Source organism: Roseateles noduli (genome assembly GCF_050626985.1).
GTDB lineage: Bacteria > Pseudomonadota > Gammaproteobacteria > Burkholderiales > Burkholderiaceae_C > Roseateles > Roseateles noduli_A.
In genome coordinates this window covers 1,257,262-1,283,310 of record NZ_CP192463.1, presented here as the reverse complement: position 1 = coordinate 1,283,310, position 26,049 = coordinate 1,257,262, and the positions used below count along the sequence as shown (strand labels likewise).

22 protein-coding genes and 6 tRNA genes are annotated in these 26,049 nt (G+C 67.8%); 8 read left to right on the top strand and 20 right to left on the bottom strand.

Features of this window, described 5'->3' with window-relative positions; genetic code table 11:
• The first annotated feature begins 39 nt into the window (after window positions 1-39).
• From ACQ4L4_RS05775 to ACQ4L4_RS05760, 4 genes are read left to right on the top strand one after another with little or no spacing between them, the layout of a single operon-like run.
• The gene (locus ACQ4L4_RS05775; protein ID WP_377155375.1) at window positions 40-1,206 is read left to right on the top strand and encodes a PilT/PilU family type 4a pilus ATPase; all 1,167 of its coding nucleotides are present in this window, start codon (window positions 40-42) and stop codon (window positions 1,204-1,206) included.
• A 32-nt stretch (window positions 1,207-1,238) separates the two neighbouring features.
• Window positions 1,239-2,390: a succinyl-diaminopimelate desuccinylase gene (gene dapE / locus ACQ4L4_RS05770; protein ID WP_431103278.1), complete on the top strand. Its 1,152-nt coding sequence runs from the start codon at window positions 1,239-1,241 to the stop codon at window positions 2,388-2,390.
• Window positions 2,387-3,289 carry a 50S ribosomal protein L3 N(5)-glutamine methyltransferase gene (gene prmB / locus ACQ4L4_RS05765; protein WP_431103277.1) on the top strand — a complete coding sequence of 301 codons (903 nt, stop codon included), beginning with the start codon at window positions 2,387-2,389 and terminating at the stop codon, window positions 3,287-3,289. The genes dapE and prmB overlap by 4 nt, the downstream gene beginning before the upstream one ends.
• A complete protein-coding gene (locus tag ACQ4L4_RS05760; protein WP_431103276.1) occupies window positions 3,286-5,307 on the top strand; it encodes an ATP-binding cassette domain-containing protein in 2,022 nt (673 codons plus the stop codon). Before prmB ends, ACQ4L4_RS05760 begins: the two co-directional genes overlap by 4 nt.
• Window positions 5,308-5,433: 126 nt before the next feature.
• Here ACQ4L4_RS05760 and ACQ4L4_RS05755 read toward each other — a convergent pair whose 3' ends face one another.
• A complete protein-coding gene (locus ACQ4L4_RS05755) occupies window positions 5,434-6,804 on the bottom strand; it encodes a hypothetical protein (RefSeq protein WP_431103275.1) in 1,371 nt (456 codons plus the stop codon).
• A gap of 288 nt (window positions 6,805-7,092) precedes the next feature.
• Between ACQ4L4_RS05755 and ACQ4L4_RS05750 the strand changes: the two genes are divergently transcribed.
• Entirely contained in the window at window positions 7,093-7,650 is a 558-nt protein-coding gene (locus ACQ4L4_RS05750; RefSeq protein ID WP_431103274.1) for a MarR family winged helix-turn-helix transcriptional regulator, read from the top strand.
• Window positions 7,651-7,698: 48 nt separating this feature from the next.
• Window positions 7,699-8,133: an organic hydroperoxide resistance protein gene (locus ACQ4L4_RS05745; protein ID WP_377155381.1), complete on the top strand. Its 435-nt coding sequence runs from the start codon at window positions 7,699-7,701 to the stop codon at window positions 8,131-8,133.
• 106 nt (window positions 8,134-8,239) lie between these two features.
• Here ACQ4L4_RS05745 and ACQ4L4_RS05740 read toward each other — a convergent pair whose 3' ends face one another.
• Entirely contained in the window at window positions 8,240-9,166 is a 927-nt protein-coding gene (locus ACQ4L4_RS05740) for an asparaginase (RefSeq protein WP_431103272.1), read from the bottom strand.
• Window positions 9,167-9,288: 122 nt separating this feature from the next.
• Here ACQ4L4_RS05740 and lexA point away from each other — a divergent pair, with 122 nt between their 5' ends.
• Together lexA and ACQ4L4_RS05730 are read left to right on the top strand one after the other, a co-directional pair.
• A complete protein-coding gene (gene lexA, locus ACQ4L4_RS05735; protein ID WP_431103271.1) occupies window positions 9,289-9,966 on the top strand; it encodes a transcriptional repressor LexA in 678 nt (225 codons plus the stop codon).
• Between the two features lie 16 nt (window positions 9,967-9,982).
• On the top strand, window positions 9,983-10,288 hold the full coding sequence (locus tag ACQ4L4_RS05730) for a helix-hairpin-helix domain-containing protein (protein WP_431103270.1): 306 nt from the start codon (window positions 9,983-9,985) through the stop codon (window positions 10,286-10,288).
• Between the two features lie 65 nt (window positions 10,289-10,353).
• Here ACQ4L4_RS05730 and ACQ4L4_RS05725 read toward each other — a convergent pair.
• The 18 genes from ACQ4L4_RS05725 to ACQ4L4_RS05640 all read right to left on the bottom strand — a co-directional run bounded on the left by ACQ4L4_RS05725 (window position 10,354) and on the right by ACQ4L4_RS05640 (window position 26,047).
• A tRNA-Asp gene (locus ACQ4L4_RS05725) sits at window positions 10,354-10,430 on the bottom strand.
• 102 nt (window positions 10,431-10,532) lie between these two features.
• Window positions 10,533-10,608, bottom strand: a tRNA-Glu gene (locus ACQ4L4_RS05720).
• Window positions 10,609-10,670: 62 nt separating this feature from the next.
• Window positions 10,671-10,746: transfer RNA gene (locus ACQ4L4_RS05715), tRNA-Ala, on the bottom strand.
• Between the two features lie 47 nt (window positions 10,747-10,793).
• Window positions 10,794-10,870 (bottom strand) — tRNA-Asp (locus ACQ4L4_RS05710).
• A gap of 182 nt (window positions 10,871-11,052) precedes the next feature.
• Window positions 11,053-11,128 (bottom strand) — tRNA-Glu (locus ACQ4L4_RS05705).
• A 42-nt stretch (window positions 11,129-11,170) separates the two neighbouring features.
• Window positions 11,171-11,246 (bottom strand) — tRNA-Ala (locus tag ACQ4L4_RS05700).
• Between the two features lie 143 nt (window positions 11,247-11,389).
• Complete coding sequence (gene gltX, locus ACQ4L4_RS05695) at window positions 11,390-12,790, bottom strand: glutamate--tRNA ligase (protein ID WP_431103269.1); 1,401 nt, start codon at window positions 12,788-12,790, stop codon at window positions 11,390-11,392.
• Complete coding sequence (locus ACQ4L4_RS05690; RefSeq protein ID WP_431103268.1) at window positions 12,787-14,022, bottom strand: O-succinylhomoserine sulfhydrylase; 1,236 nt, start codon at window positions 14,020-14,022, stop codon at window positions 12,787-12,789. Before ACQ4L4_RS05690 ends, gltX begins: the two co-directional genes overlap by 4 nt.
• On the bottom strand, window positions 14,022-15,533 hold the full coding sequence (gene purF, locus ACQ4L4_RS05685) for an amidophosphoribosyltransferase (RefSeq protein ID WP_377155386.1): 1,512 nt from the start codon (window positions 15,531-15,533) through the stop codon (window positions 14,022-14,024). Before purF ends, ACQ4L4_RS05690 begins: the two co-directional genes overlap by 1 nt.
• A gap of 60 nt (window positions 15,534-15,593) precedes the next feature.
• Window positions 15,594-16,082: a CvpA family protein gene (locus ACQ4L4_RS05680; protein WP_431103267.1), complete on the bottom strand. Its 489-nt coding sequence runs from the start codon at window positions 16,080-16,082 to the stop codon at window positions 15,594-15,596.
• Between the two features lie 68 nt (window positions 16,083-16,150).
• On the bottom strand, window positions 16,151-17,110 hold the full coding sequence (locus ACQ4L4_RS05675) for an SPOR domain-containing protein (RefSeq protein WP_431103266.1): 960 nt from the start codon (window positions 17,108-17,110) through the stop codon (window positions 16,151-16,153).
• A gap of 164 nt (window positions 17,111-17,274) precedes the next feature.
• Window positions 17,275-18,654 carry a bifunctional tetrahydrofolate synthase/dihydrofolate synthase gene (folC, locus tag ACQ4L4_RS05670; RefSeq protein WP_431103265.1) on the bottom strand — a complete coding sequence of 460 codons (1,380 nt, stop codon included), beginning with the start codon at window positions 18,652-18,654 and terminating at the stop codon, window positions 17,275-17,277.
• 97 nt (window positions 18,655-18,751) lie between these two features.
• Window positions 18,752-19,624: an acetyl-CoA carboxylase, carboxyltransferase subunit beta gene (gene accD / locus ACQ4L4_RS05665; RefSeq protein ID WP_067270997.1), complete on the bottom strand. Its 873-nt coding sequence runs from the start codon at window positions 19,622-19,624 to the stop codon at window positions 18,752-18,754.
• A gap of 50 nt (window positions 19,625-19,674) precedes the next feature.
• Window positions 19,675-20,472, bottom strand: a complete 798-nt coding sequence (gene trpA / locus ACQ4L4_RS05660) for a tryptophan synthase subunit alpha (protein WP_431103264.1) — start codon at window positions 20,470-20,472, stop codon at window positions 19,675-19,677.
• Window positions 20,469-21,743, bottom strand: a complete 1,275-nt coding sequence (gene trpB, locus ACQ4L4_RS05655; RefSeq protein ID WP_431104881.1) for a tryptophan synthase subunit beta — start codon at window positions 21,741-21,743, stop codon at window positions 20,469-20,471. Before trpB ends, trpA begins: the two co-directional genes overlap by 4 nt.
• A 93-nt stretch (window positions 21,744-21,836) precedes the next feature.
• The gene (locus ACQ4L4_RS05650) at window positions 21,837-22,472 is read right to left on the bottom strand and encodes a phosphoribosylanthranilate isomerase (RefSeq protein ID WP_431103263.1); all 636 of its coding nucleotides are present in this window, start codon (window positions 22,470-22,472) and stop codon (window positions 21,837-21,839) included.
• Between the two features lie 22 nt (window positions 22,473-22,494).
• Complete coding sequence (gene truA / locus ACQ4L4_RS05645) at window positions 22,495-23,277, bottom strand: tRNA pseudouridine(38-40) synthase TruA (protein WP_431103262.1); 783 nt, start codon at window positions 23,275-23,277, stop codon at window positions 22,495-22,497.
• Between the two features lie 88 nt (window positions 23,278-23,365).
• Window positions 23,366-26,047 (bottom strand): FimV/HubP family polar landmark protein, encoded by a 2,682-nt coding sequence (locus tag ACQ4L4_RS05640; protein WP_431103261.1) that lies wholly within the window; start codon window positions 26,045-26,047, stop codon window positions 23,366-23,368.
• Window positions 26,048-26,049: the final 2 nt, after the last annotated feature.

The following is a 26,049-nucleotide window of genomic DNA, read 5'->3' as shown; positions in this document are numbered from 1 at the left end:
CGCCACGCTGAAGAAGATCATCCGTCCGGAGGAGACCGCATGAGCACGGGAAACATGGAGCGCATCCTGCGCCTGATGGCCGAGAAAGGCGCATCCGACACCTACCTGTCGGCCAACATGCCGGTGCTGATCCGGATCAACGGGCAGATGCTGCAGCTGTCGGATCAACTCCTGACCCCGGCCCAGCCGCGCGCGCTGATCTCCGAGGTCGTCGACCCGCAGCACATGTCCGAGCTCGACACCAACGGCGAGCTCAACCTGGCGGTCTCCATCCCCAAGGTCGGCAGCTTCCGGCTGTCGGGCTTCCGCCAGCGCGGCTCGATCGCGGCGGTGTTCCGGCACATCCCGCACGTCATCCCGACGCTGGACAGCCTGGGCCTGCCGCCCATCCTGGCCAAGCTGATCACCGAGAAGCGCGGCCTGATCCTGATGGTCGGCGCGACCGGCACCGGCAAGAGCACCACGCTGGCGTCGATGCTGGAGCACCGCAACCAGACGATGACCGGCCACATCCTCACGATCGAGGATCCGCTGGAATACCTGTTCACCAACAAGCGCTCGCTGGTCAATCAGCGCGAGGTCGGCCGCGACACCGCGTCGCTGCAGATCGCGCTGAAGAACGCGCTGCGCCAGGCGCCGGACTGCATCCTGATCGGCGAGATCCGCGACCGCGAGACGATGACCGCCGCGATCTCGTACGCGCTGTCGGGCCACCTGGTCGTCGCGACCCTGCACGGCAACAACAGCTACCACGCGCTCAACCGGATCATGTCCTTCTACACGCCGGAATCGCGTCCGGCGATGCTGAACGACCTGGGCGCCGGCCTGAAGGCGGTGGTCTCGCAGCGCCTGGTGCGCGCCGCCGCGGGCGGCCGCGTGCCGGTCACGGAAATCCTGCTGAACACCAAGCTGGTCGCCGAGCTGATCGAGCAAGGCGACTTCGCCGGCGTCAAGGAGGCGATGGAGAAGTCGATGGCCGAGGGCTCGCAGAGCTTCGAGGAACACTTCGCCCGCCTCATCACCGAGGGCACGATCACGCGCGAGGAAGGCCTGGCCTTCGCCGATTCGCCGACCAACCTGCTCTGGCGTCTGCAGAACGACGGCCCCGGCGTCAAGCCCGGCGGCCCCGGCGCGCCGAAGCGGGAAGAACCGGCCGAGGACACCGCCAACTTCACCTCCATCACGCTGGACGTGCAGCCGGGCTGAGGCCCGCGCCGCACACACGATCCCACCGACCGATGGACGACCTGACCCTCGCGCTGCTGGAGCAGTTGATCGCCCGCCCGTCGGTCACGCCGGCCGATGCCGGGTGCCTGGAATTGATCGGCGCGCGGCTGGCCGGGGCGGGCTTCACGCTCGAACGCATGGACAGCGGGCCGGACGACTTCCGCGTCAGCAACCTGTGGGCCGTGCGCCGCGGGCAGTCGCCGGACGGTCCGTTGCTGGTCTTCGCCGGCCACACGGACGTCGTGCCCACCGGTGACCTCGCGAAGTGGACCAGCGATCCTTTCGTCCCGACCGTGCGAGGCGACCGCCTGTACGGGCGCGGCGCGGCCGACATGAAGACCTCGCTGGCGGCGATGGTCGTCGCCGCGGAAGACTTCGCCGCGATGCATCCCGACCATCGCGGCAGCGTCGCTTTTCTGCTGACGAGCGATGAGGAAGGCCCGGCGCGTGACGGCACGGTGGTCTGCGTCGAGCGCCTGCGCGCACGCGGCGAGCGGCTCGACTACTGCATCGTCGGCGAGCCGACCTCCGTCGAGCGCCTCGGGGACACCGTCAAGAACGGCCGGCGCGGCTCGCTCTCCGGCAAGCTGCGCGTGATCGGCGTGCAGGGCCACGTCGCCTACCCGCATCTGGCGCGCAACCCGGTCCACCAGGCCGCGCCGGCGTTGGCCGAACTGGCCGCGAGCGAGTGGGATCGCGGCAACGCCTATTTCCCGCCGACGACCTTCCAGATCTCCAACATCGGCGCCGGCACAGGCGCCGGCAATGTGATCCCGGGCGAGATGGTGGTGGACTTCAACTTCCGCTTCTCGACCGAATCGACGCCGGAGGCCCTGCGCCAGCGGGTGCATGCGCTGCTGGACCGCCACGGCCTCGAGTACGCGCTGGACTGGACGCTGTCCGGCGAGCCCTTCCTGACGCCGGTGGGCGATCTGTCGGCCGCGATCGTTGCGGCCATCGAGGCCGAGACCGGCGTGACCGCCGAGTTGTCCACGACCGGCGGCACCTCGGATGGCCGCTTCATCGCCAAGCTCTGCCCGCAGGTGGTGGAATTCGGACCGCTCAATGCGAGCATCCACAAGATCGACGAATACGTGCCGCTGGACCAGATCGCGCCGTTGACGCGCATCTACCGACGCACCCTGGAGAATCTGCTGCTGTGACGCTGTTGGAATTGATCGAGGCCCAGGCCGCCCGCCTCCGTGAGGCGGGCGTTTCGTTTGGGCATGGCACGACGAACGCCTTCGACGAGGCCGCCTGGCTGGCCCTGTGGGCGCTGGACCTGCCGCTGGACGCGCTGGACGAGCACGAGGGCGATGCCGTCGACGACACCGGTCGGGCGAAGGTCGAGGCGCTGGTCGCCGAACGCATCGCGACGCGCAAGCCCGCCGCCTACCTGACGCGCGAAGCGTGGCTGCAGGGCGTGCCCTTCTACGTCGATGAGCGCGCCATCGTGCCGCGCAGCTTCATTGCCGAGCTGCTGGCCGACGCGACCATCGATGCGTGGCTGTCGGACCAGACCACCCGCGTGCTGGACCTGTGCACCGGCAACGGCAGCCTGGCCGTGCTGGCCGCGATGGCCTGGCCCGATGTGGCGGTCGACGCCATCGACCTGAGCGCCGAGGCACTCGCCGTGGCGGCGATCAACGTCGAGCGTCATCAGCTCGGCGATCGCATCCGGTTGCTGCAGGGCGACGGCCTCGCGCCGGCGCAGGGTCCCTACGACCTGATCCTGTGCAACCCGCCGTACGTGAACAGCACCTCGATGGCGGCGCTGCCGCACGAGTACCGCGCCGAGCCCGAACTCGCCCTCGCGGGCGGCGCCGACGGGATGGACTTCATCCGCACGCTGCTGTCCGACGCCCCCGCGCAGATGACGCCTCACGCGGTGCTGGTCCTGGAGATCGGCAACGAGCGCGCCTTCTTCGAGGCCGCCTTCCCCCAACTTGAATCCGCCTGGCTGGAAACCTCCGCCGGCGAGGACCAGGTCCTGCTGCTGACCCGCGAGGCGCTGGTCGCCGCGGGCTTCGGCGATGACGACGAACAAGGAGTTTCCCCATGATCACGCTGCGCAACATCGTGCTGCGCCGCGGCACCAAGGTCGTTCTCGATGACGCGAGCGTCGTGCTGCAACCCGGCGAGAAGGTCGGCCTCGTCGGCCGCAACGGCGCGGGCAAGTCCAGCCTGTTCTCGCTGCTGACCGACCGCCTGCACAGCGACAAGGGCGACGTGGAGATCCCGCGCCACTGGGCGCTCGCCGAAGTGGCGCAGCACATGCCCGAGACCGACATGCCGGCCACCGAGTTCGTGCTGGAGGGGGACGTCCGCCTGATGGCCGCGCGCCAGGCGCTGGCCGAGGCCGAAGCCGCCGACGACGGCCACGCCATCGCCGATGCCTACGCGCAGCTGATGGACGCCGGCAGCCTCGACGCCCCCGCCCGCGCACAGGCGCTGATGATGGGCCTGGGCTTCAAGGGCGCGCAGGTCGATGCGCCGGTCAACAGCTTCTCCGGCGGCTGGCGCATGCGGCTGCAGCTGGCGCGCGCGCTGATGTGCCCGTCCGACCTGATGCTGCTGGACGAGCCGACGAACCACTTGGACCTGGACGCCCTGGTCTGGCTGGAAGCGTGGCTGCAGCGCTATGAAGGCACGATGATCATCATCAGCCATGACCGCGAATTCCTGGACGCGATCACCAAGGTCACGCTGCATCTGGACGATGCGAAGCTGTACCGCTACGGCGGCAACTACACCGCGTTCGAGTCGATGCGCGCCGAGCGCATGCTCCAGCAGCAGCAGGCCTTCAGCAAGCAGCAAGAGCGCATGGCGCATCTGCAGAAGTTCATCGACCGCTTCAAGGCCAAGGCCAGCAAGGCCAAGCAGGCGCAGAGCCGCGTGAAGGCGCTGGAGCGCATGGAGCGCCTCGCGCCGGTGCTGACGGCGTCGGACTTCAGCTTCGAGTTCCGCGAGCCGTTGAACCTGCCCAACCCGATGCTGATGTTCGACACCGTGTCCGTCGGCTACGACACGGACGAAGGCGAGAAGGTCATCGTGCGCGGCATCGACCGCTCGGTGCTGGCCGGCCAGCGCTTCGGCATCCTCGGCGCGAACGGCCAGGGCAAGTCGACCTTCGTGAAGACGGTGGCGCGCATGCAGCGCGCGATGGGCGGCACGATCACCGAGGGCAAGGGCCTGTCGATCGGCTACTTCGCGCAGCAGGAGATGGACGTGCTGCGGCCTGATGAAGGCCCGCTGATGCACATGATCCGCCTGGCCAAGGAGGTCAGCCCGAACGCCCGCGAGCAGGAGCTGCGCGACTTCCTCGGCCAGTTCCGCTTCGTCGGCGACATGGTGAACCAGGACGTGGGCAGCCTGTCGGGCGGCGAGAAGGCGCGGCTGGTGCTGGCGATGCTGGTCTGGCAGCGCCCCAACCTGCTGCTGCTGGACGAACCGACCAACCACCTGGACCTGCAGACGCGCGAGGCGCTGTCGATGGCGCTCAACGAGTTCGAGGGCACCGTCATGCTGGTCAGCCATGACCGCGCGCTGCTGCGCGAGGTCTGCGACGAGTTCTGGCTGGTGGCCGACGGCAAGCTGGCGCCCTTCGACGGCGACCTGGACGATTACCAGCGCTGGCTGCTGGATCGGTCCAAGGAGGCCGCGAAACTCGCCAAGGAAGAGGCCAAGCAGGCCCTGCGCAGCGCGCGCGCCAGCAGCGCGGCCTCCGCCCCTGCGCCGGCCCCCGTGGCCGTGGCAGCGGCGCCCGTGGCCGCCTTGCCGGTGACGCCGCCCGCCCCCGTCAAGCGCGAGGACCGCAAGCTCAGCGGCCAGGCCCGTCAGAAGCTGTCCGAGCAGACGCGCCCGCTGCGCAAGGAGATGGAACAGATCGACGCCCGCATGAAGGCGTGGGCGGACGAGCGCGCCGCGCTGGAGGCGCAGCTGTCGGGCGCCGGCCAGACGCCCGCGCAGATCGCGGACGCCGGCAAGCGCCTGAAGGCCATCGGCGACGAGGTCGAGGCCGCGGAACTGCGGTGGCTGGAGCTCAGCGAGCAGGTGGACGCGATCCAGGCGACGGGCTGAGCCCGTCGCCTTTGCTTCGTCAGAGGCTGACGAAGGTCGCGTCGAATCATCAGCCGACCACTACGCGCAGACGTTCGCGGGCTAGGCCGGCACCATCGCAGTTCAGAACGCGGTCGGGATCAACCGTCAGAATGTGACGAACCGGACCGCGTCCGCCGACAGCGTGCCCACGCCGTTGCCAGGCATCAGTTCGACCTTCGTCTCCGCCGGGCAACTGCGGTCCGACGTGAACCGCCCCAGGTAGGTTCCGGTGGCGGCACCCGCATCGCGCTGATCGACCGTGATCGCACGCTCGACCACTGCACAGGAGGATCCGAGATACGTGGTGACGATGTACCGGGCATCCGGCGCGCGTGAAGCATCGGCCGACCATTGGACGTAGATGTCCGTCGGCGCCCCCCCTGTATTGAAGAACCACTGCGCAGACGGGAAGCTGCTCTGCGGGACATAGGCGATCGCGTCCGCAGCCAAATGCCCCCCGTTGAGGGTCGATTCCTCGAGCAGGACCGCGTTCGATTGGGGACCACTCAGACTCGCCTCGCCGACCTTGATCCACCGACCGCCGATCTGGCTTTGATAGGTGGGGACCGGCTTGCTGCTGCCGTTGCCGCCCACTGCCGTCCACACCGCCAGACCGTTGAGCCCGCCCTCGGGCCAACGCGCATAGACGTCCTGCGTGCCACTCGGCCCGTTGGAGGGCAACTGCCATCTGGCGGTGTTAACGGGCACGGAGTCCACCGTGTCCAACCGGATCGCGTCCGCGATCACGCGGCCATCCGCGTTGGTAGCATCGACCTCGATCCTCAGCTGCGACTGGTACGAGGCCGTGAACGCAGGCCCCAGCAGCTTCCACTCGCCCGAACTCTGGCGTTGGTTGACGGTGTATTGAGCGAGGAGCGCGCCGCCATAGGTACGCACACGGAACACCGTATTCGTGGCGTTGGTCGACGACGTCGGCCAATGCGCAGACAGCGTCATCTGCCGGCTTCCAGAAATCCCACCCTGATTGAAGATGTCCACCTCGTACTGAACGATCTTCGGATAGTTGACGAAGTTGGGCTCGATGTAGGCGTAGTCCTGGCCGTAGTAGCCGGACAAGGTCGTGCCCGCCGCCCACATGTTGTTGAACCGGTAGACCGAGTTGGAGCGGTTGTCGGCTACCACGGCGGGATAGCGATAGATTGAACGCGACGACATCGGGGCCGACAGGTAGTTCGTTCCGTAGATCCCGGTGCCGTCCGTCAACGTCGACCAATTGCCAATCGTGGAGAAGTTGGGCGAGGTGTTGTCGATGATGTTGCTCAGCCCGCTGGCCACGAGGTGGTTCGCGCCTGCAAAAGTCGGCGAGCCCGCAGTGCTCGACGTCCATGCATAGCCAGCAGTGAAGCCGGCCGAGGTGTTGTCGACGACGGTAGTCGTCTGGGCGATCGCGGCGGCGGCGCTGCCGAGCAGGCATGCGAGCACGCGCGGCAAGCGCCGCTGGAGGTACGTGTTCATGAAACTCCCTGTGAATAGGCATGGTCCCAGGCTCTGCCGCCATGCCGCTTTTCCGGTTGCACCGACGTCACGGACCTCGTGAGGATCCTTGCGTTGCGTTGCGTCGCTGTCGCCTCGTCGAGGCGCGCGCAGTGTCTCGGGTCTCCCCCACCGCTCGGAATCCGGGTAATCCCGCAAGCTATGACATTCCATGCGGCCTGTGGAACGCGCCCGATAGTCGGCTTCAACAATGGAAGATAAAGACCATTTCAATTGCGTGCAATTTAATTGCTCGCTATAGTTCGACCCATGCCAACCACAACCCCCATCAGCCTGCAGGACGCCGCCGCCCCGGCCGCGACCCGCGCCCAGCCGGGGCCCGCGGGCACGGACTGGCTGAAGCTGGATGTGCAGCTGTGCTTCGCGCTCTATTCGACCTCGCTGGCGATGACGAAGCTCTACAAGCCGCTGCTGGCTCCCCTGGGCCTGACCTATCCGCAATACCTGGCGATGCTGGTGCTGTGGGAGACCGGCGGCCCGAGCGTCTCCGATCTGGGGCAACGCTTGAACCTGGACTCCGGCACGCTGACGCCGCTGCTGAAACGCCTGGAATCGAACGGCCTCATCGAGCGCCGCCGCGCCGCGGCCGATGAGCGCCGCGTCGAGATCCACCTGACGCCCGCCGGCCGCGCACTGCGCGAGCAAGCCGTCGCCATCCCCGAACAACTGGCCTGCGCCAGCGCCTGCGGTCCCGCCGAACTGGAGTCGCTGACAAGACGCCTGCATGAATTGCGAGCCAATGTACTGACCCATCTGGCACGCGATCCCGCTGATCCCGTCACTGTCGACGAGGATGGCGAGACCTGACCCCGAGTTGTCCTTTCACCCTCACCCATCACCACCAAGGAGCCTCACATGGCCATCGAAAAAGCCCTCTACACCGCCACCGCCACCGCCACCGGCGGCCGTCAAGGCACCGCGCAATCGTCCGACGGCGCGCTGAAGGTCGATCTGTCCACGCCGAAGGAACTCGGCGGCGGCGGCGGCCCCGGCACCAACCCGGAACAGCTGTTCGCAGCGGGCTACTCGGCCTGCTTCATCGGCGCGATGAAGGCCGTCTCGGGTCGCAACAAGGTCGCACTGCCGGCCGAAGTCTCGATCACCAGCGAAGTCGGCATCGGCCCCCACGCCAACAAGCCGGGCGCCTTCGGCATCGCCGTGTCGATGAAGATCTCCGTGCCGGGCATGGACCGCGCCGCGCTGGAGAAGCTGGTCGCCGAAGCCCATGAGGTCTGCCCGTACTCGAACGCCACGCGCGGCAACATCGACGTCACGCTGACGATCGTCTGATCATCCAGGTCCGGCTCGTTCCGGACGCTCAATGAAAAAAGCGCCGGCAGTGCCGGCGCTTTTTCGTTGGCGCATGCTTGCGCGCGCGTTCGTTGGCGCGGTGAGATCAGCGGGAGCGCAGCAGCGTGAGCATCAATTCGATGCGCGCCGCCCAGGGCGACAGCGCGGCCGCGGGCTCGTCGGACGCGCCGACGATGCGCCCCTGCGCGCAGCGCGTCGTTCGCCAGACCGGGATACCGGCGTCCTTCAGCGCCTGCACGGGCGCGTCCAGCGCACGATTCAGCGTGCCATTTCCGGTACAGGCCAGCACCAGCCCCTGGAGCCCCGCCGCACGCCACGCGTCGAGCGAACGCGCCTCCGAGCCCGCGTGGCTGCCGAGCACCTCGACCCAAGGCCACCGCGACGCGTCTTCGGGAAGCAGAGTCACGCCCAACGCCTCGCCTTGCGGCCAGTCGCGGAAACGGCGCAGCGCGCCCTCCTCCACCACGGCCAGTGGACCGGCGTCGGGCCCCGCCTCGAAGGCGTTCAGGCGATAGCTGTGCGTCTTGCGCAGCTCCAGACCGGACCACACCTGACCCGCCACGACCGCGACGACACCGCGCACGCTTTCGGCTTCGGCAACAGCCACCGCATCCAGCAGGTTCTGCGGACCGTCCGCCTGGATGGCCGTCGCGGGGCGCATCGCGGCCGTCAGGACCACCGGTTTTTCCGGCGCCAGCACGCGCTGCAGCAGGTAAGCGGTCTCCTCGAGCGTGTCGGTGCCATGCGTGATCACGATGCCGCGGACCTCGGGGCGATCCAGATGCTCCCGCACCCGGCGCGCGAGTCGCGCCCAGGTCGCGTGATCCATGTCCTTGCTGTCGAGCTGAGCCAGTTGTTCAGCCTCGAGCGCCTTCGACGCCAACGCCGGTACCGCGCTCACCAGCGACTCGACCGACAGCGAGCCGGCCTTGTAGCCGACGTTGTCCGTCGCACTGCCGGAGGCCCCGGCGATGGTCCCGCCGGTGCCGATGATCACGAGGGTCTGGGCCACACTTTGCAATTTCTCGTCTCCTGTATAAAAATCCAGATGCTGGATGAATTCTCAGGCGGCTTTCGAACCATCAGGGTCGCCGCGTTTCGACATCCGGTCCTCAATGGAATAAAGGCTTGCTCGTGGATACACCGCCCAAACTCACTGCCCGGCAACAGCAGATCTTCGATCTGGTCCGTGACAGCATCGAGAGCACCGGCTCGCCGCCCACCCGCGCGGAGATCGCGCAGCAGCTGGGATTCAAGTCCGCGAATGCGGCCGAGGAGCACCTGCAGGCCCTGGCGCGAAAAGGCGTCATCGAGCTGGTTGGCGGTACCGCACGCGGGATCCGCTTGCCGTCGACCGCCTTGCGTCAGGTCAATCGCGCCCGGGAGCACAGCCAGTTCGCGCTGCCGCTGGCAAGCCTCGCGCAGTTGACGCTGCCGCTCGTGGGCCGCGTCGCCGCCGGCGCGCCGATCCTCGCCGAGGAACATGTCGAGCAGCACTATAGCGTCGACCCCTCGATGTTCTCGAAGGCGCCCGACTTCCTGCTCCGCGTCAAAGGCATGAGCATGAAGGACATCGGCATCATGGACGGCGACCTGCTCGCCGTTCAGAAGATCAGCGAGGCGCGCAACGGCCAGGTCGTCGTGGCGCGCATCGGTGAAGAGGTCACCGTGAAGCGCTTCCAGCGCCATGCCGACGGCATCCGCCTGCTGCCGGAGAACTCTGACTTCCAACCGATCGAGGTCAGCCCCGACGAGGAGTTTGCAATCGAAGGCCTGGCCGTCGGCCTGATCCGTTCCGGCGGCTTCCATTGAGCGCCGCGATCCCCTCATGAGCGCGCGAAAGACGCACACCAAAGCGGCCTCGGCCGCCGAATGCGCGTCTCTGCGGCAGATTCCCAACATCGGACCGGCGATGGTGCGGGATTTCGAATTGATGGGGATTCATCAGCCGGTGGATCTCGTGGGCGCCGACGCGTTCGCGCTGTATCAACGGATTTGCAAACTCACCGGTCAGCGGCACGATCCATGTGTCCTGGATACTTATATGGCCGCCGTGGATTTCATGAACGGCAGTCCTCCCCGGGATTGGTGGAGTTATACGGCGCAGCGCAAGCGCGAGTATCCGGATATCTGATTGAAGAACAAAAGCGACGACCAAAGAAAAAACCCTGCCGATTTGCATCGACAGGGTTCTAATGTTGGCGGAGTGGACGGGGCTCGAACCCGCGACCCCCGGCGTGACAGGCCGGTATTCTAACCAACTGAACTACCACTCCAGATACGACGCTATTGGGTGCATCGATATCATTTGCGAACAAGTTCTGCTGCAAGCAATCAGTTCCATTCAGAACCGCGATGCAGCCAAGCCTTGTCAAACTTGGCGTCCCCTAGGGGATTCGAACCCCTGTAGCCACCGTGAAAGGGTGGTGTCCTAGGCCTCTAGACGAAGGGGACAGGACCTGCTTGTTTTGACTCGAACTGCGCGTACCTTGCAACCGTCACACCCGAAGGCGTTCTGGTGGAGGTAAGCGGGATCGAACCGCTGACCTCTTGCATGCCATGCAAGCGCTCTCCCAGCTGAGCTATACCCCCGAATGCTTTCGCATCGAATCGGTACGCCGCCCGAGTCTCAACTGTGTTGGCGGAGTGGACGGGGCTCGAACCCGCGACCCCCGGCGTGACAGGCCGGTATTCTAACCAACTGAACTACCACTCCAGATACTCAAGACCTTTCGATCTGTCGCATCAAACTCTTCCTGCTTTGATTCCATCAATTACTTGATGTCATCGCTGCGTCGATTTCGTTACTGTACCTGATTTTGACAACGATCAAATCGATTTCCGAAGAAATTTTCGATTTTCTCGTTCAATTTCTGGTCAGTAACCAAGTTCGAAACTTGGCGTCCCCTAGGGGATTCGAACCCCTGTAGCCACCGTGAAAGGGTGGTGTCCTAGGCCTCTAGACGAAGGGGACTGAACCTTCTTCCTTGAACCGCGCGCCACGCAAACTGAAGTTTGGTGGAGGTAAGCGGGATCGAACCGCTGACCTCTTGCATGCCATGCAAGCGCTCTCCCAGCTGAGCTATACCCCCTTCGGGGAATTCGATCCGGCTTCTTTTCGGCTTTCTGAATTTCATCGGGGAGCTCGCGCTCCCCGTTTATTCATCGTCTGCCGCTTCGAAGTTCGTTTCGAACGTCGCGCTGTTCAAGCGAGAACGAGAGTATAGATCGAGTTTTAAACGGAACGCAAGCGGTTCAACAAAATTTCTTTGTCGAAAAGTTCCAGCACCGCATCCACCGACGGCGTCTGCGAACGACCGCAGGCCAGCACCCGCACGGGAATCGCCAGTTGCGGCATCTTGATGCCGTGCGCCGTGATCGTTTCCTTGATCGCGGCGCTGATCGATGCCTTGTCCCAATTCGCCAGCGCGTCGAGCTTGTCCGCCAGCGCCAGCACGGCCGGCTTCACGGCATCGGTGAGGTGCTGGGCGCGATCCGCCTCGCTCGGCGTCACCGGCGACACATACATCGCCAGCCAGTCTGCCAGCGCCACCGTGGTACTGCAGCGATCCTTGAACAGCGCGCACATCGCTTCGAGGCGCTCCGGCGCGGCCAGGCCACGCTTGCCGAGTTGCGCCGCCACCAGCGACGCCAGACGCGCGTCATCGGCCTGCTTGATGTAGTGCGAGTTGACCCATTCCAGCTTGGCCGGATCCCACTGCGCGGGGCTCTTCGAGATGTGACTGCCATCGAACCACGACACCAGCTGCGACACGCTGTAGAGCTCGTCGTCGCCGTGGCTCCAGCCCAGGCGCGACAGGTAGTTCAGCATCGCCTCGGGCAGATAGCCGTTTTCCTCATACGCGGTGACGCTGACCGCGCCGCGGCGCTTGGACAGCTTCAGTCCGTCGTCGCCCAGGATCACCGGGATGTGCCCGAACGCCGGCAACGCCGCGCCCAGCGCGTTGAAAAGGTTGATCTGCCAGGGCGTGTTGTTGATGTGCTCGTCGCCGCGGAAGACGTGGGTGATCTTCATGTCCCAGTCGTCGATCACGACCGCGAAGTTGTAGGTCGGGACGCCGTCCGGACGCAGCAGGATGAGGTCGTCAATCTCGCGGTTGTTGATCGTGATCGGTCCCTTGACCAGGTCGTCCCAGGTCACGTCGCCGTCGATCGGATTCTTGAAACGCACCACCGGCTCGATGCCCGCAGGAATCGCGGGCAGCGTCTTGCCCGGCTCCGGACGCCAGGTGCCGTCGTAGCGGCGCTTCTCGCCGCGGGCCTCCTGGCCTGCCTTCATCGCGGCGAGCTCCTCGGGCGAGCAGTAGCAACGGTAGGCGGTGCCGGCCGCGATCATCTGCTCGATCACCGCGTGATAGCGCTCCAGGCGCTGCATCTGGTAGACCGGGCCCTCGTCGTACTCGAGGCCCAGCCACCGCATCGATGCCAGGATCTGGTCGACCGAATCCTGCGTTGATCGCGCGACGTCGGTGTCCTCGATGCGCAGCACGAATTCGCCGCCGTAGTGGCGCGCGTAGGCCCACGAGAACAGCGCCGTGCGCGCCGTGCCGAGGTGCAGGAAGCCCGTCGGCGACGGGGCGATGCGGGTGCGGACCGGGGTGGAAGGAGTCGTCATAGGGAATTCAAACCGCGGGCCAGGTCGGCCTTGATGTCTTCGATGTCTTCCAGGCCGACCGCGACGCGGATCAGACCCTGCGTGATGCCGGCCGCCTGGCGCTGCGGCTCGGTGAGCCGGCCGTGCGAGGTGCTGGCCGGATGCGTGATGGTGGTCTTGGTGTCGCCGAGGTTGGCGGTGATCGAGCAGATGCGCGTCTGGTCGATCACCTGGAACGCCGCGGCGCGGCCGCCGTCCTCGCCACCGCTCTTCACGATGAAGGACACGACCGCCCCGCCCTGCCCGCCTTGCTGGCGCATCGCGAGCTCATGCTGCGGATGCGACTTCAGGCCCGGGTAGTACACACGCTCGATGCCGGGGTGCGCCTCCAGCCATTCGGCCAACACGGCGGCGCTCGCGGTCTGCGCCTTCATGCGCACCGACAGCGTCTCCATGCCCTTGAGCACGACCCAGGCGTTGAACGGCGACAGCGACATGCCCACCGAGCGCATCACCGGGGTGAACACCTCGTCGACGTGCTTCGCGGAGGCGCAGATCGCGCCCGCGATCACGCGGCCCTGCCCGTCGAGGTACTTGGTGCCGGAATGGATGATGAAGTCCGCGCCCATCTTCGCCGGCTGCTGCAGCGCGGGCGAGGCGAAGCAGTTGTCGACGGCCAGCAGCGCGCCGTGCGCGTGCGCGATCTCCGCCAGCGCGGCGACATCGCAGACCTCGGTCAGCGGATTGGTCGGCGTCTCGGCGAACAGCAGCTTCGTGTTGGGTTGCAGGGCCCCCTTCCACTCGGCCAGGTCGGTCTGCGACACGAAGGTCGTCTGGACGCCGAACTTGCCGAACTCGCCCTGCAGCAGCTTGATGGTCGAGCCGAACACCGAGCGCGAACACACCACGTGGTCGCCGGACTTCAGCAGACCCATGACCAGCAGCATGATCGCGGACATGCCCGACGAGGTCGCGATGCAGGCCTCGGTGCCTTCGAGCGCGGCGAGCCGGCGCTCCATCATCATGACCGTGGGATTCGAGAAGCGGCTGTAGACGAAGGCCTCTTCCTCGTTGGCGAAACGGCGCGCGGCGGTGGCCGCGTCCGGATGCACGAAGGAGCTGGTCAGGTACAGCGCTTCGGAGTTCTCGCCCCACGGCGACGGCGGCAGGCCCTCGCGCACGGCGAGCGTGTCCAGCCGAACGTCGGCGGGCAGGTCCACGCGCGGGATGCCGCCCTTCTTGTCATTGCCCATCACTGGTCCCCGCCGCTCTGCAGCGCCAGGCGGCTGCGCGCCGGCATGTCCTCTTCCTCGGGCTGCGACTTGCGCTGCGCCTGCAGCGTGGCGAAGTCCTCGGCCGATACGTCGCCGGTGATGTAGGTGCCGTCGAAGCAGGAGGCCTCGAAGCCGTTCAGCCCCGGGCGCAGCTGGCCGACCACGCGCTTCATCGCATCGACGTCCTGGTAGATCAGCGCGTCGGCGCCGATGAACTGGCGGATCTCCTCGATCGAGCGGCCATGGGCGATCAGTTCCTCCTTGGTCGGCATGTCGATGCCGTAGACGTTGGGGAAACGCACCGGCGGCGCGGCCGAGGCCAGGTAGACCTTGTTCGCGCCGGCCTCGCGGGCCATCTGGACGATTTCCTTGGAGGTCGTGCCGCGCACGATGGAGTCGTCGACCAGCAGCACGTTGCGGCCCTTGAATTCGAGCCCGATCGCGTTGAGCTTCTGGCGCACCGACTTCTTGCGCGTGGACTGGCCCGGCATGATGAAGGTCCGGCCGACGTAGCGGTTCTTCACGAAGCCCTCGCGATACGGCTTGCCGATGCGGTGCGCGAGCTGCATCGCCGACGGGCGGCTGGACTCGGGAATCGGGATGACGACGTCGATCTCGCTCGGCGGGATCGTCGAGATCAGGCGCTGGGCCAGGGTCTCGCCCATGTTCAGCCGGGCCTGGTAGACCGAGATGCCGTCCATCACCGAGTCCGGGCGCGCCAGATAGACGAACTCGAACATGCAGGGGTTCAGCGTCGGGTTCTCGGCGCACTGCTGCGTGTGGACCGTGCCGTGGGTGTCGATGAACAGCGCCTCGCCGGGCGCGAGGTCGCGCGTCAGCGTGTGCGCCGTGCCTTCGAGCGCCACGCTCTCGCTGGCGACCATGACCTCGCCGTCGGCGGCCTGGCCGAAGCACAAGGGGCGGATGCCGTAGGGGTCGCGGAATGCGAGCAGGCCATGCCCGGCGATCAGGGCGATCACGGCGTAGGAGCCCTTGATCCGCTTGTGCACCGTGCCCACGGCCTTGAAGATCTGCGCCGGCGTCAGCGGCAGGTCGCGGCCGGCCCGCTCGAGCTCATGCGCGAGCACGTTGATCAGGACTTCGGTATCGCTCTCGGTGTTGATGTGGCGGCGGTCGACGTCGAACAGCTCGTCCTTCAGCGCATGCGCGTTGGTGAGGTTGCCGTTGTGGACCAGCACGATGCCGTAGGGCGCGTTGACGTAGAAGGGCTGCGCTTCCTCTTCCGAATAGGCGTTGCCCGCCGTCGGGTAGCGCACCTGGCCGAGGCCGACGTTGCCGGGCAGCCCGCGCATGTTGCGGGTGCGGAACACGTCGCGCACCATGCCACGCGCCTTGTGCATGAAGCACTTCTGACCCTGCATCGTGACGATGCCGGCCGCGTCCTGGCCGCGATGCTGCAGCAGCAGCAGCGCGTCATAGATCAGCTGGTTGACCGGCGCCTTGGAAATCACACCGACGATGCCGCACATGGGGAGGTCCTTAATGCTTCTGGAACGGGAGGAAAACGACGGCCGGAGCGCTCGTGACGCTCAGGCCGGAATGTAGTCTTGCAGGGCCGCGGGCAACAGCGGCTTCACCTGCGTGAGCGTGGCCTGCAGCCAGGGCGCGATCTGCGATTCGGCCCACGGCTGCGAGCGCACGGCCGGCGTCATGTCGACGATGACGGTCGCCAGCAGCGCCAGCAGCACCGCGCGCAGCACGCCGAAGGCAGCGCCGCCGAGCCGGTCCAGCACACCCAGCGGTGTCGCGTGGATCAGGGCCCGGATCAGCTTCGCGCCGAGGCCCCAGATCAGCAGCACCAGGATGAAGGCCAGCACCAGCCCGAGGGCATGGATCAGCGCCGGACCGATCTTCTCCGCCGGCAGGAAGCGCTCGATGAACGGCGCCACGAAGGGCGAGGCCGCGTAGGCCACCAGCCAGCCGGCGATGGTCATCAGCTCGAACACCAGGCCGCGCCAGGCGCCCAGCAGGACCGAGATGACGAGCAGGCTCAGCAGCGCGAGGTCGACCCAGTTCATCGCGGCGATCGGAGGTGCGCTGAGGCGGGTTCATGGTCGTGCATCGTGACGGTCTCCGTGCCGGCCCGTCAGAGCGTCAGCACGGCCGACGACAGGCCGCCGCCGCGGACTTTCGCCGCGACCTTGTCCGCCTCGTCGCGCGAATTGAACGGCCCCACCCGCACGCGGATGCGCTTGCCGTCCGCCGTGTCGACCGCCTGCGTGTACGTCTTCAGGCCCATGCGCTCGACCTTCACCCGCACATCCTGCGCGGCCTTGCCGTCGGCGTAGGCACCGACCTGCACGATGAAACGCGCAGCGGACGCGGACGCGTCCGGCTTTCTCTCGGAGGAAGGCCGCCCCTCCAGCAGCGCCTGGGCGCGTGCGGCATCCGCCGAGCGGGTGTCGGGTTTCGGATCAGGCTTGCGTTCGGGCTTGGCGTCGACCTTGGGCTCGGGCTTGCGTTCCGGCTTGGTCTCGGGTCTGACCTCGGGCTTGTGTTCAGGCTTGGGCTCGATACGCGCCGGGCGGGCGGGCTCGGCGATCGTCGCGCGCTCGTCAGGCTTGGTGTCCATGCGCGTGGGCGGCATGGCCTGGGCCACCTGATCGGCCACCGGGTCGCGCGGCGCTTCCGGCGGCGGGACCGGCCGGTCGGCGGCGGCTTGCTCGGCGGACTCGGTGATGATGCCGCGACCGGCATCGGCCCCGGCGGTCTGACCGCGCGAGGTCGGAGCAGTCGGCGCGGGTATGGTCAGCGGCGTGGCCCCGTCCTTGCGCGGGATGTCGATCGGCAGGTCGACCGGGATCGGACGCGGCTGGGTCTCGAACAGCAACGGGAACACGATCACCGCGACGCCCACCAGCACCGCGGCGCCGATCAGGCGACGGCGCGCCCGCAAGCGCAGTTGCTGGACGTCGTCGACCGCCTCGGCACCGCCGCGGGCGCGCCCTCGCCCGCCATCGCCGGAACGGCCCCGCTCAGCCCGATCACCGCCTCGGTCGCCGGAGTCGTTCGCTTCGCCGCGCTTCAGGAAGGACAGAAAACCCATGTACTCGGAGAACCTGGTTGATGCCGCGCCGTCGCCGCGGGAGTGCCTTCGGGACCCTGGGCCCCGGAGCGGAAAGCGGCCCCTCCGTAGGTACGGACAGGGCCGCCGACTTCAACTGCGAGAGATTCGAATGCAGCGTTGCGAAGCGCTCAATGCCGCCCGCTTCAAGATTCGGATTCCGGCTGGACGCCGCCGCCCAGTCTCGGGATGCCGTTCTTGAGCACGCCGCCCACGGTGAAGAACGAACCGAAGACCAAAATTCTATCAGCGGGGTCCGCCTCGGCCGCCGCCGCGGCCAGGGCCGACGCGGGGTCCGGGTGCAGCGATGCGCCGACTTCCTTCGGCGTCTGCAGCGTGCCGGCGGCGCGCGCCTCGTCGAAACGTGTCCGCAGCGCCTGGGCGGTCGCCGCACGCGCGATCGGCAGGTCGCAGAAATGCCAGTGGTCGATCAGCGGCGAGATGCGCGCCAGGATGTTGGCGAGGTCCTTGTCCGCCATCGCGCCGAAGACGGCACGGGTGCGCGGGTAGAAGCCCATCTGGTCGAGGTTCTGGGCCAGCGCCGCCACCGCATGCGGGTTGTGCGCGACGTCCAGCACCAGCATCGGCGAGCCCGGGATCACCTGGAAACGGCCCGGCAGTTCGACCAGCGCCAGCCCCGCGCGCACCGCCTGCGCGGAGATCGGGAGCCGCTCGTACAGCGCCTCGAAGACCGCCAGCACGCCGGAGGCATTCAGCAGCTGGTTGACGCCGCGCAGCGCCGGGTAGGACATGCCGCTGTAGCGCCGCGCGCGTCCGGCCCACTGCCATTGCTGGCGATCGCCCGAATAGCTGAAGTCGCGTCCGAGCTGGCGCACCTCGGCGCCGATGGACTCGGCATACGCCGCGATCGAGGCCGGCGGCATCGGATCGGACACGATGGCCGGCTTGCCCGGTCGCATGATGTGCGCCTTCTCGCGGCCCACGGACTCGCGATCCGGGCCGAGGTACTCGGTATGGTCCAGGTCGATGCTCGTGATGACGCTGCAATCGGCGTCCATGACGTTCACCGCATCCAGGCGCCCGCCCAGGCCGACTTCCAGGATCACCAGGTCCAGCGGCTCGGACGCCAGCTTGTGCAGGATCGCGAGCGTCGTGAACTCGAAATAGGTCAGCGCCAGCTCGCCGCGGGCCTGCTCCACCGCCTCGAAGTGCGGCAGCAGCGCCGCGGCGTCCACCGGCCGGCCGCCGACGCGGCAGCGCTCCTGGAAGTGCACCAGGTGCGGCTTGATGTAAAGGCCGACGCGGTAGCCCGCCTGCAGCGCGACGCTTTCCAGCATGGCGCAGGTCGATCCCTTGCCGTTCGTGCCGGCGACCATCACGACCGGTGTGTCCGGGCCGAAGTTCAGGTTCAGGCGCTGGCGCATCTCGGCGACACGCGCCAGCGTCATGTCGATGTCCTTCGGATGCAGCCGCTCGCAGCGGGCCAGCCAGGCGTCGAGCACCTGCTGCGCGTCGCCGCCGGGGGTCAGCACGGGAATGGACAGATCGTTCGAAATGTTGGACATCAGGAATTCCAAGCCTCAAATGAAGACGGCCAGACCGGGAGTGGTCTGGCCGTGCTGAGTACCGCCACCGCCCCGAGGGCGGTTCGCCGTCGCGACGTCAGGCGACCGCGTCGGAACTCTGCCGCTGCAGGATGGCCAGGTTGCGGGCGATGACCTCACGCAGCTTGCGGCGGTCGACGATCATGTCGATCGCGCCCTTCTCCATCAGGAACTCGGCGCGCTGGAAGCCCGGGGGCAGCTTCTCGCGCACGGTGTTCTCGATGACGCGCGGGCCGGCGAAGCCGATCAGCGCCTTCGGTTCGGCGATGACGATGTCGCCGACGAACGCGAAGCTCGCCGACACGCCACCCATCGTCGGGTCGGTCAGCACGCTGACGTAAGGCAGCTTTGCCTTGGCCAGACGCGTGAGCGCGGCGTTGGACTTGGCCATCTGCATCAGCGAGAGCAGGCCTTCCTGCATCCGCGCGCCGCCGGTGGCGGTGAAGCAGATGAACGGGGTCTTCTGCTCCAGCGCGGTCTCGACGCCGCGCGCGAAGCGCTCGCCGACCACGGAGCCCATCGAACCGCCCATGAAGTCGAACTCGAAGCACGCGGTGACCACCGGGATGCTCATCACCGCGCCGCCCATGACGACCAGCGCGTCGGTCTCGCCGGTCGATTCCAGCGCTTCCTTGAGCCGGTCCGGATACTTCTTGCTGTCCTTGAACTTCAGCGCGTCCACGGGCAGCACTTCCTGGCCGACCTCGTAGCGGCCTTCGCCGTCCAGGAACGCATCCAGGCGGGCGCGGGCGCCGATGCGATGGTGGTGACCGCACTTCGGGCAGACGTTGACGTTCTGCTCGAGGTCGGTCTTGTACAACACCGTTTCGCAGGACGGGCACTTGATCCACAGGCCTTCCGGCACCGTGCGGCGCTGGTCGGGGTCGGTCTGCTGGATCTTCGGGGGAAGCAGTTTCTCAAGCCAACTCATGGCGGGCTCCTATGTCTATCGCCAGACGCGCAACAGGGCAGCTTGCCCCGTCAGGCGTCCAGCGCGGCGCGGATGTCTCGGATGAAGGCCGCTGCCTGGATCGCGACATTATCCCTTGTCTGCGACTCGATCAGCTGGACGAGGGCCGAACCGATCACCACCGCGTCCGCATGGCGCGCCACGGCGGCGGCCGTCGCCCCATCGCGGATGCCGAAACCGACCCCCAGCGGGATAGACACGTGCTTGCGCAGACGCGGGATCGCCTCGGCGACAGCGCCGGTGTCCAGGTGCCCGGCGCCAGTCACGCCCTTCAACGAGACGTAGTAGACGTAGCCGCTGGCCAACCGTCCGAGACGGGCGACGCGTTCGTCCGTCGAGGTGGGCGCCAGCAGGAAGATCGGATCCAGCCCCTGCGCCTTCAGCGCCGCGGCAAAACGCTCGCATTCCTCGGGCGGATAGTCGACGACCAGCACGCCGTCGACGCCGGCAGCCTTGGCCTCGGTCACGAAGCGCTCCAGACCGAAGCGCTCGACCGGGTTCGCATAGCCCATCAGCACAACCGGCGTCGCGTCATCGTGCTGGCGGAAGTCCCGGACCATCTCCAGCACGTGCGTCAGCGTGATGCCCTTGGCCAGCGCGCGTTCGCTGGCCTTCTGGATCACGGGGCCGTCGGCCATGGGGTCGGAGAACGGCACCCCCAGCTCGATCACGTCGGCGCCGGCCTTGGCCATCGCCAGCATCAGCTCCACGGTCACATCCGCATACGGATCGCCGGCGGTCACGTACGGGATCAAGGCCTTGCGGCCTTCGGCGCCCAGGCGGGCGAAGGTGGCTTGGATGCGGCTCATTGCGCACCTCCCTTCACGGCGTGGCCGGCCATCGAGGGCCGGTCGAAGTACTCGGCACCCGACAGGTCGGCGACGGTGCCGATGTCCTTGTCGCCGCGGCCGGAAAGGTTGATCAGCAGGTGCTGGTCGGGACGCATCGTCGGCGCCAGCTTGATCGCATGCGCCAGCGCATGGCTCGATTCCAGCGCGGGGATGATGCCCTCGGTGCGGCACAGCCGGTGGAAGGCCGCCAGCGCCTCGGCATCGGTGGCGCCGACGTACTCGGCACGGCCGATGTCCTTCAGGTAGGCGTGCTCCGGGCCGACGCCCGGGTAGTCCAGACCGGCGGAGATCGAATGCGTCTCGATGATCTGTCCCGCGTCGTCCTGCAGCAGATAGGTGCGATTGCCGTGCAGCACGCCGGGCGAGCCGGCGCTCAGCGTGGCCGCATGCCTGGGCGTGTCGACGCCCTGCCCCGCGGCCTCGACGCCGATCAGGCGCACGCCCCCGTGCGGGATGTACGGGTAGAAGATCCCGATCGCGTTGCTGCCGCCGCCGACGCAGGCGATGACGGCGTCGGGCTGTCTGCCGGTCATCTCCGGCATCTGCACGAGGCACTCGTCGCCGATGACGCGCTGGAAGTCGCGAACCATCATCGGATACGGGTGCGGGCCGGCCACGGTGCCGATGATGTAGAAGGTCGACTCGATGTTGGTGACCCAGTCGCGCATCGCCTCGTTGAGCGCGTCCTTCAGCGTCTTCGAACCGGACTCCACCGGCACGACGCGCGCGCCGAGCAGGTTCATCCGGTAGACGTTCGGCGACTGGCGCTTCACGTCCTCGGAGCCCATGTACACCACGCACTCCATGCCGTAGCGGGCGCAGATCGTGGCGGTGGCGACGCCATGCTGGCCGGCGCCGGTTTCCGCGATGACGCGCTTCTTGCCCATGCGGCGGGCCAGCAGCGCCTGGCCGATGGTGTTGTTGACCTTGTGCGCGCCGGTGTGGTTCAGGTCTTCGCGCTTGAGGAAGATCTGCGCGCCGCCGAGCTCGCTGCTCAACCGCTTGGCGTGATAGATCGGACTCGGCCGACCGACGAAGTGCGCCAGCTCGTACTGGAACTCGCGGATGAACTCCGGGTCCTGGCTGTAGCGGGCGTAGGCCTCGTTGAGCTCGTCCAGCGCGTGGATCAGCGTCTCGGCGACGAAGCGGCCGCCGTAGTAGCCGTGCGAGTTCGCGGTGGACACGGGGCCGAAGCGGCCCTGCGCGTCGGGCTGCGCATAGCCCTCCAGCGGGCCGGTCGTGAATGGAATCGATGTCTTGGACATGAGGGGTCCTCGGTGAGGATGCCCGCGCACGACCCTGCAGGGAACGGAAGCAGGGATTCAGGCCGACTTCAGGCGGTCGGCCTCGCGCACGGCATCGCAGAACTGGCGGATCTTGCCGGCGTCCTTGAGGCCCTTCGAGGCCTCCACGCCGGAGCTGACGTCAACGGCCCAGGGCCGCACCTTCAGCACGCCATCGATCACGTTGGCTGCACTCAACCCACCAGACAAAACGACCGGAGAGGGAACGCTTGGAGGCAGCAGTGACCAATCGAAGACCTTTCCGCCTCCACCGTAGCCGTCGACGAAGGCGTCGACCAGCACGGCCTGGGCGTGGGAGAACCGAGTCGCGAAGTCTAGCAAATCGAAACCGGGCGCCATCCGTGCCGCCCGCAGATAGGGGCGCGACCAGCGATCGCAGTCCTCGGGCGTTTCATCGCCGTGGAACTGCAGCGTCAGCGTCGGGATCGCGGCCAGTGCCGCGTGAATCGCCTCGGGCGAGGCATTGACGAACAGCCCCACCGGCGTCACGAAGGGAGGCAGGCGCCGAGCCAGCGCGGCGGCGCGTTCGACGCTGACGGCACGCGGGCTCTTCTCGTAGAAGACCAGCCCGATCGCGTCGGCGCCGGCCTCGACGGCGGCGTCGACATCGGCTTCGCGGGTCAGGCCGCAGATCTTGATGCGGGTTCGGCTCATGGGGGTCCAGTGCGGTCGGGTCTCAGGGCAACCAGTCCATCGCCGCCGTATGACGCGGCAGGTTCAGGTGATCGTCGTAGGTCGGGCCGACGAAGTACAGCCCGTCCGGCGGAAAGGTCGGCGCCGCGGCATCGCGGGAACGCGCGGCCAGCACCTCGTCCATCCACGAGGGCGGCTTCTGCCCGGCGCCGACGGCGATCAGGCAACCCATGATGTTGCGGATCATGTGATGCAGGAAGGCGATGCCGTCGAACTCGAAGCGCCAGTACGGACCGCGCTTGTGGATCTCGATGCCGCGCAGGATCTTCACCGGCGACGCCGCCTGGCACTCCGCGGATCGGAAGGAGCTGAAGTCGTGCTCGCCGACCAGCCGCGAGGCCGCATCCCGCATCGCGTCGCCGTCCAGCGGCCGGAAGGTCCAGCCGACGCCGCCGGCCTGGATGGAGGGGCGCACGTTCGACTCCAGCAGCAGGTACCAGTAGCGGCGGCCGCGCGCCAGGTTGCGCGCATGGAAGTCCTCGCCGGGAAAGGCGGCCCACTGGACCGCGATGTCGCGCGGCAGGTAGCGGTTGACGCCGCGGACCCACGAGAACACCTCGCGCTCCACCGGCGAATCGAAGTGGACGACCTGGTTCAGTCCGTGGACACCGGTGTCGGTGCGGCCGGCGCAGATCGTGCGGATCGGCTGCGCGACGAACTGGGCGAGCGCCGCCTCCAGCGCGTCCTGGACGGTGCCGCCGCCGGGCTGGCTCTGCCAGCCCTTGTAGGCCTCGCCGCGGTAACTCACGCCCAGCGCCACGCGCATGCAGGTCTCCGGATCTCAGGGGAAAGTGAACGCCAAAAAGAAAAGGCGCCCGGCCAGGCCGAGCGCCTTGTCGTGAACCGCTCGCAGTTTAGCGAAGCTGGTCCAGCATCTGCTGGGCGCGGGCACGCATGGGACCGTCGGCCTTGCCGACCAGCTCCTGCAGCACGTCGCGGGCACCTTCGGTATCACCGATCTGGCGGAACTCCTCGGCCAGCTCCAGCTGACGCTGCAGGGCTTCGTCGTCGTTCGGGTCGATGCTGTCGAGGTCGACACCCAGGTCGTCCAGGCTCATCGTGTCCCGCGTCGTCGGCTTGGCCTCGGGCAGCGCGTCCAGATCCGGCAGATCGATCGACGCGATGTCCTCGATGTCGTTCACCTTGCCGATCGTGCGCTCGTCACGGCTGGCCGGTGCGTCGGTCGGCAGGTCCAGGTCGATGCTGGACAGGTCGAAGTCCAGCGACGACGAATCCTGCACAGGCGCCGGAGCCGGCGTGCTGCCACCCAGGTCGTCCAGGTCACCGAGATCGAACTCGAGTTCACGGGCGCTGGCGGCGGTCGGCGCGGCCGGCGGCGTGCTCAGGTCCAGGTCCATGTTCATCGGCGCCTGGCTCGATGCCGACGGCAGCGCCTGCGTGGCGGCCATCGCGGGCGCCGGTGCCGGCGGCGAACCCAGATCCAGGTCCAGATCCAGATCCATCAGGCTGGACGGGCCGCTGTCGCGCGGGGCGGCCGCGACACCCGCCGCGGCGGTCGCCGCCGCACGGGCCAACGCGCCGCCGCCCGGATGCGCCATGCCGGTCGCGGGCAAGGTGCTCGCGTTCATCGGCTCGGGGCGCTCATCGTCGCTCTCGAACATCGTCGGCGCGCCGCCGGGCTGGTACAGCGGATTCTCCGGATCAGCCTGACGGCCGAGTTCCTGGACCTTCGCCCAATCCTCGCCCTGCCCCTTGGTCTCGGCATACAGCTGGACGGCCAGTTGCTCGAAGCCCTTGATGTCACGGCGCTTGCCGTAGACCTCGAGCAGCTTCAGGCGGATGGCCAGGCGCTCCGGGTTGGCGCGCAGCGCCTCCTTCAGGATTTCCTCGGCCTGCAGGTCGCGACCGTAGGCCAGGTAGACGTCGGCTTCGGCGACCGGATCGACGTCACCGATCGCATCGAGCTGGCTCAGCGAATAGCTCATCGACGACTGGCCGGTCGTCGACGCGTCGCGCGTGTCGACGCGCTGGCCGCCGCTATGGCCGAAGAACGAGTCCGGCGCCAGACGGCTTTCCGCGAAGGCCGTCTCGGAACGCGAGGCCGCGTCGCGGCGCGCGCGCCAGCGGTTGTAGCCGATGCCACCGGCGATGACCGCCAGGGCGGCCACGAGCGCGGGCAGATAGTCGCTCAGCGAGTCGAGGAAGCCGGGCTCCTCCGGCTCGGGTCTGGGCGCCGGCACGGCGCGCGGCGCCGAAGCAGCGACCGGGCGCGAGGCGGCAGCTTCGGCCACGGCGGCCGAGGCTGCCGCGGAAGCGGCCGGCGCTTCCGACGCGGCGACGGGGACGTTCGCGGCGACCGTCACCGGCGGAACGACCGCCGGGGCGGGTGCGGGCGCGGGGGCCGGTGCGGGCGTCGGTGCCGGCGCGGGAGCCGGGGCTGCGGCGGTCGTCGGCGCAGCCGGCTTCGAGGCCGCGCTCGACAGCTTCTTCAACTCTTCGACGTTGCGCGTCAGCTCGGCGACTCTGGCAGCCGAATCCTTCTTCTCGGTGTCCTTGGACACCTTGGACTCGGCGCCGGGAAGGCCGCTGGGCTTGCTCAGCGTCAGCTTGTCCGGCGCGGTCGAGGTCGCGGGCTTGCGGTCCTCGACGGCCGCCTGCACGGAGCCCTTGGCCTGGCGGCTGTTCTCGTCAGCCTTCAGGGCCGGGGCGCCTTCCGCCAGGCGCTGGCGGTAGCCGCCGAAATCGCTGCTCTGCGCCTGGACGACGCGGCGCGCTTCCTGCGGCGTGATCGACTGGACCGACTCGCTGCCCGGCACCGACAGCACGGCGCCCGACTTCAGCCGGTTCATGTTCTGGTTGATGAACGCGTCCGGGTTGCTGCGGTACAGGCCGACCAGCATCTGGTCCAGCGAGACACCGGACGGCTGCGTGCGATTCGCGATGCGCGACAGCGTGTCGCCGGGCTGGACCGTGTATTCGGAGCCGGGCGTGGCCGGCGCCGGCGCGGCCGGCGACGGGGCCGGACGCGGCGCACGGGCCGTGGCGGGCGCGGGCGGCTGGCTCACCGGCGTGGCGGGCGCCGACGACACCGGCGCCTGCGTGCGGGCCACCGGCGGCGGCGCGACGACGGCCGGCGTCGACGCGGGCGCGGAGATCACCGGGGACGTGGTCGGCTCGTTCGAACGCGCGACGTTGGTGTTGCTCGGCGGATCGAACAGCAGCGTGAACTCGCGGGTCAGGCGGCCACTCGACCAGTTGACCTCGAGAATGACGTCGACAAACGGTTCCTGGACCGCGCGGTCGCTGCTCAGGCGCAGGTAGGGCCGGCCGTCGGCGCGACGGGCCAGTTGCACCTGCGTGCTGGCCAGCACCGCGTTGTAGTCAAGACCTGACGCCCGGTAGGACTCGGGCGGCGCCACGCGCAGCTTGAGCGAACTGGCCTCCTCCGGGCTGAGGCTGCTGACGTCGATCTCCGCGCGCAGCGTTTCGCCGAGCGCCGACTGCACCGTCAGTTTTCCAAGCCCCAGGCCGTAGGCGGAACCCGCCGCGAGTCCCAACACGGTGACCGCGGCCACCT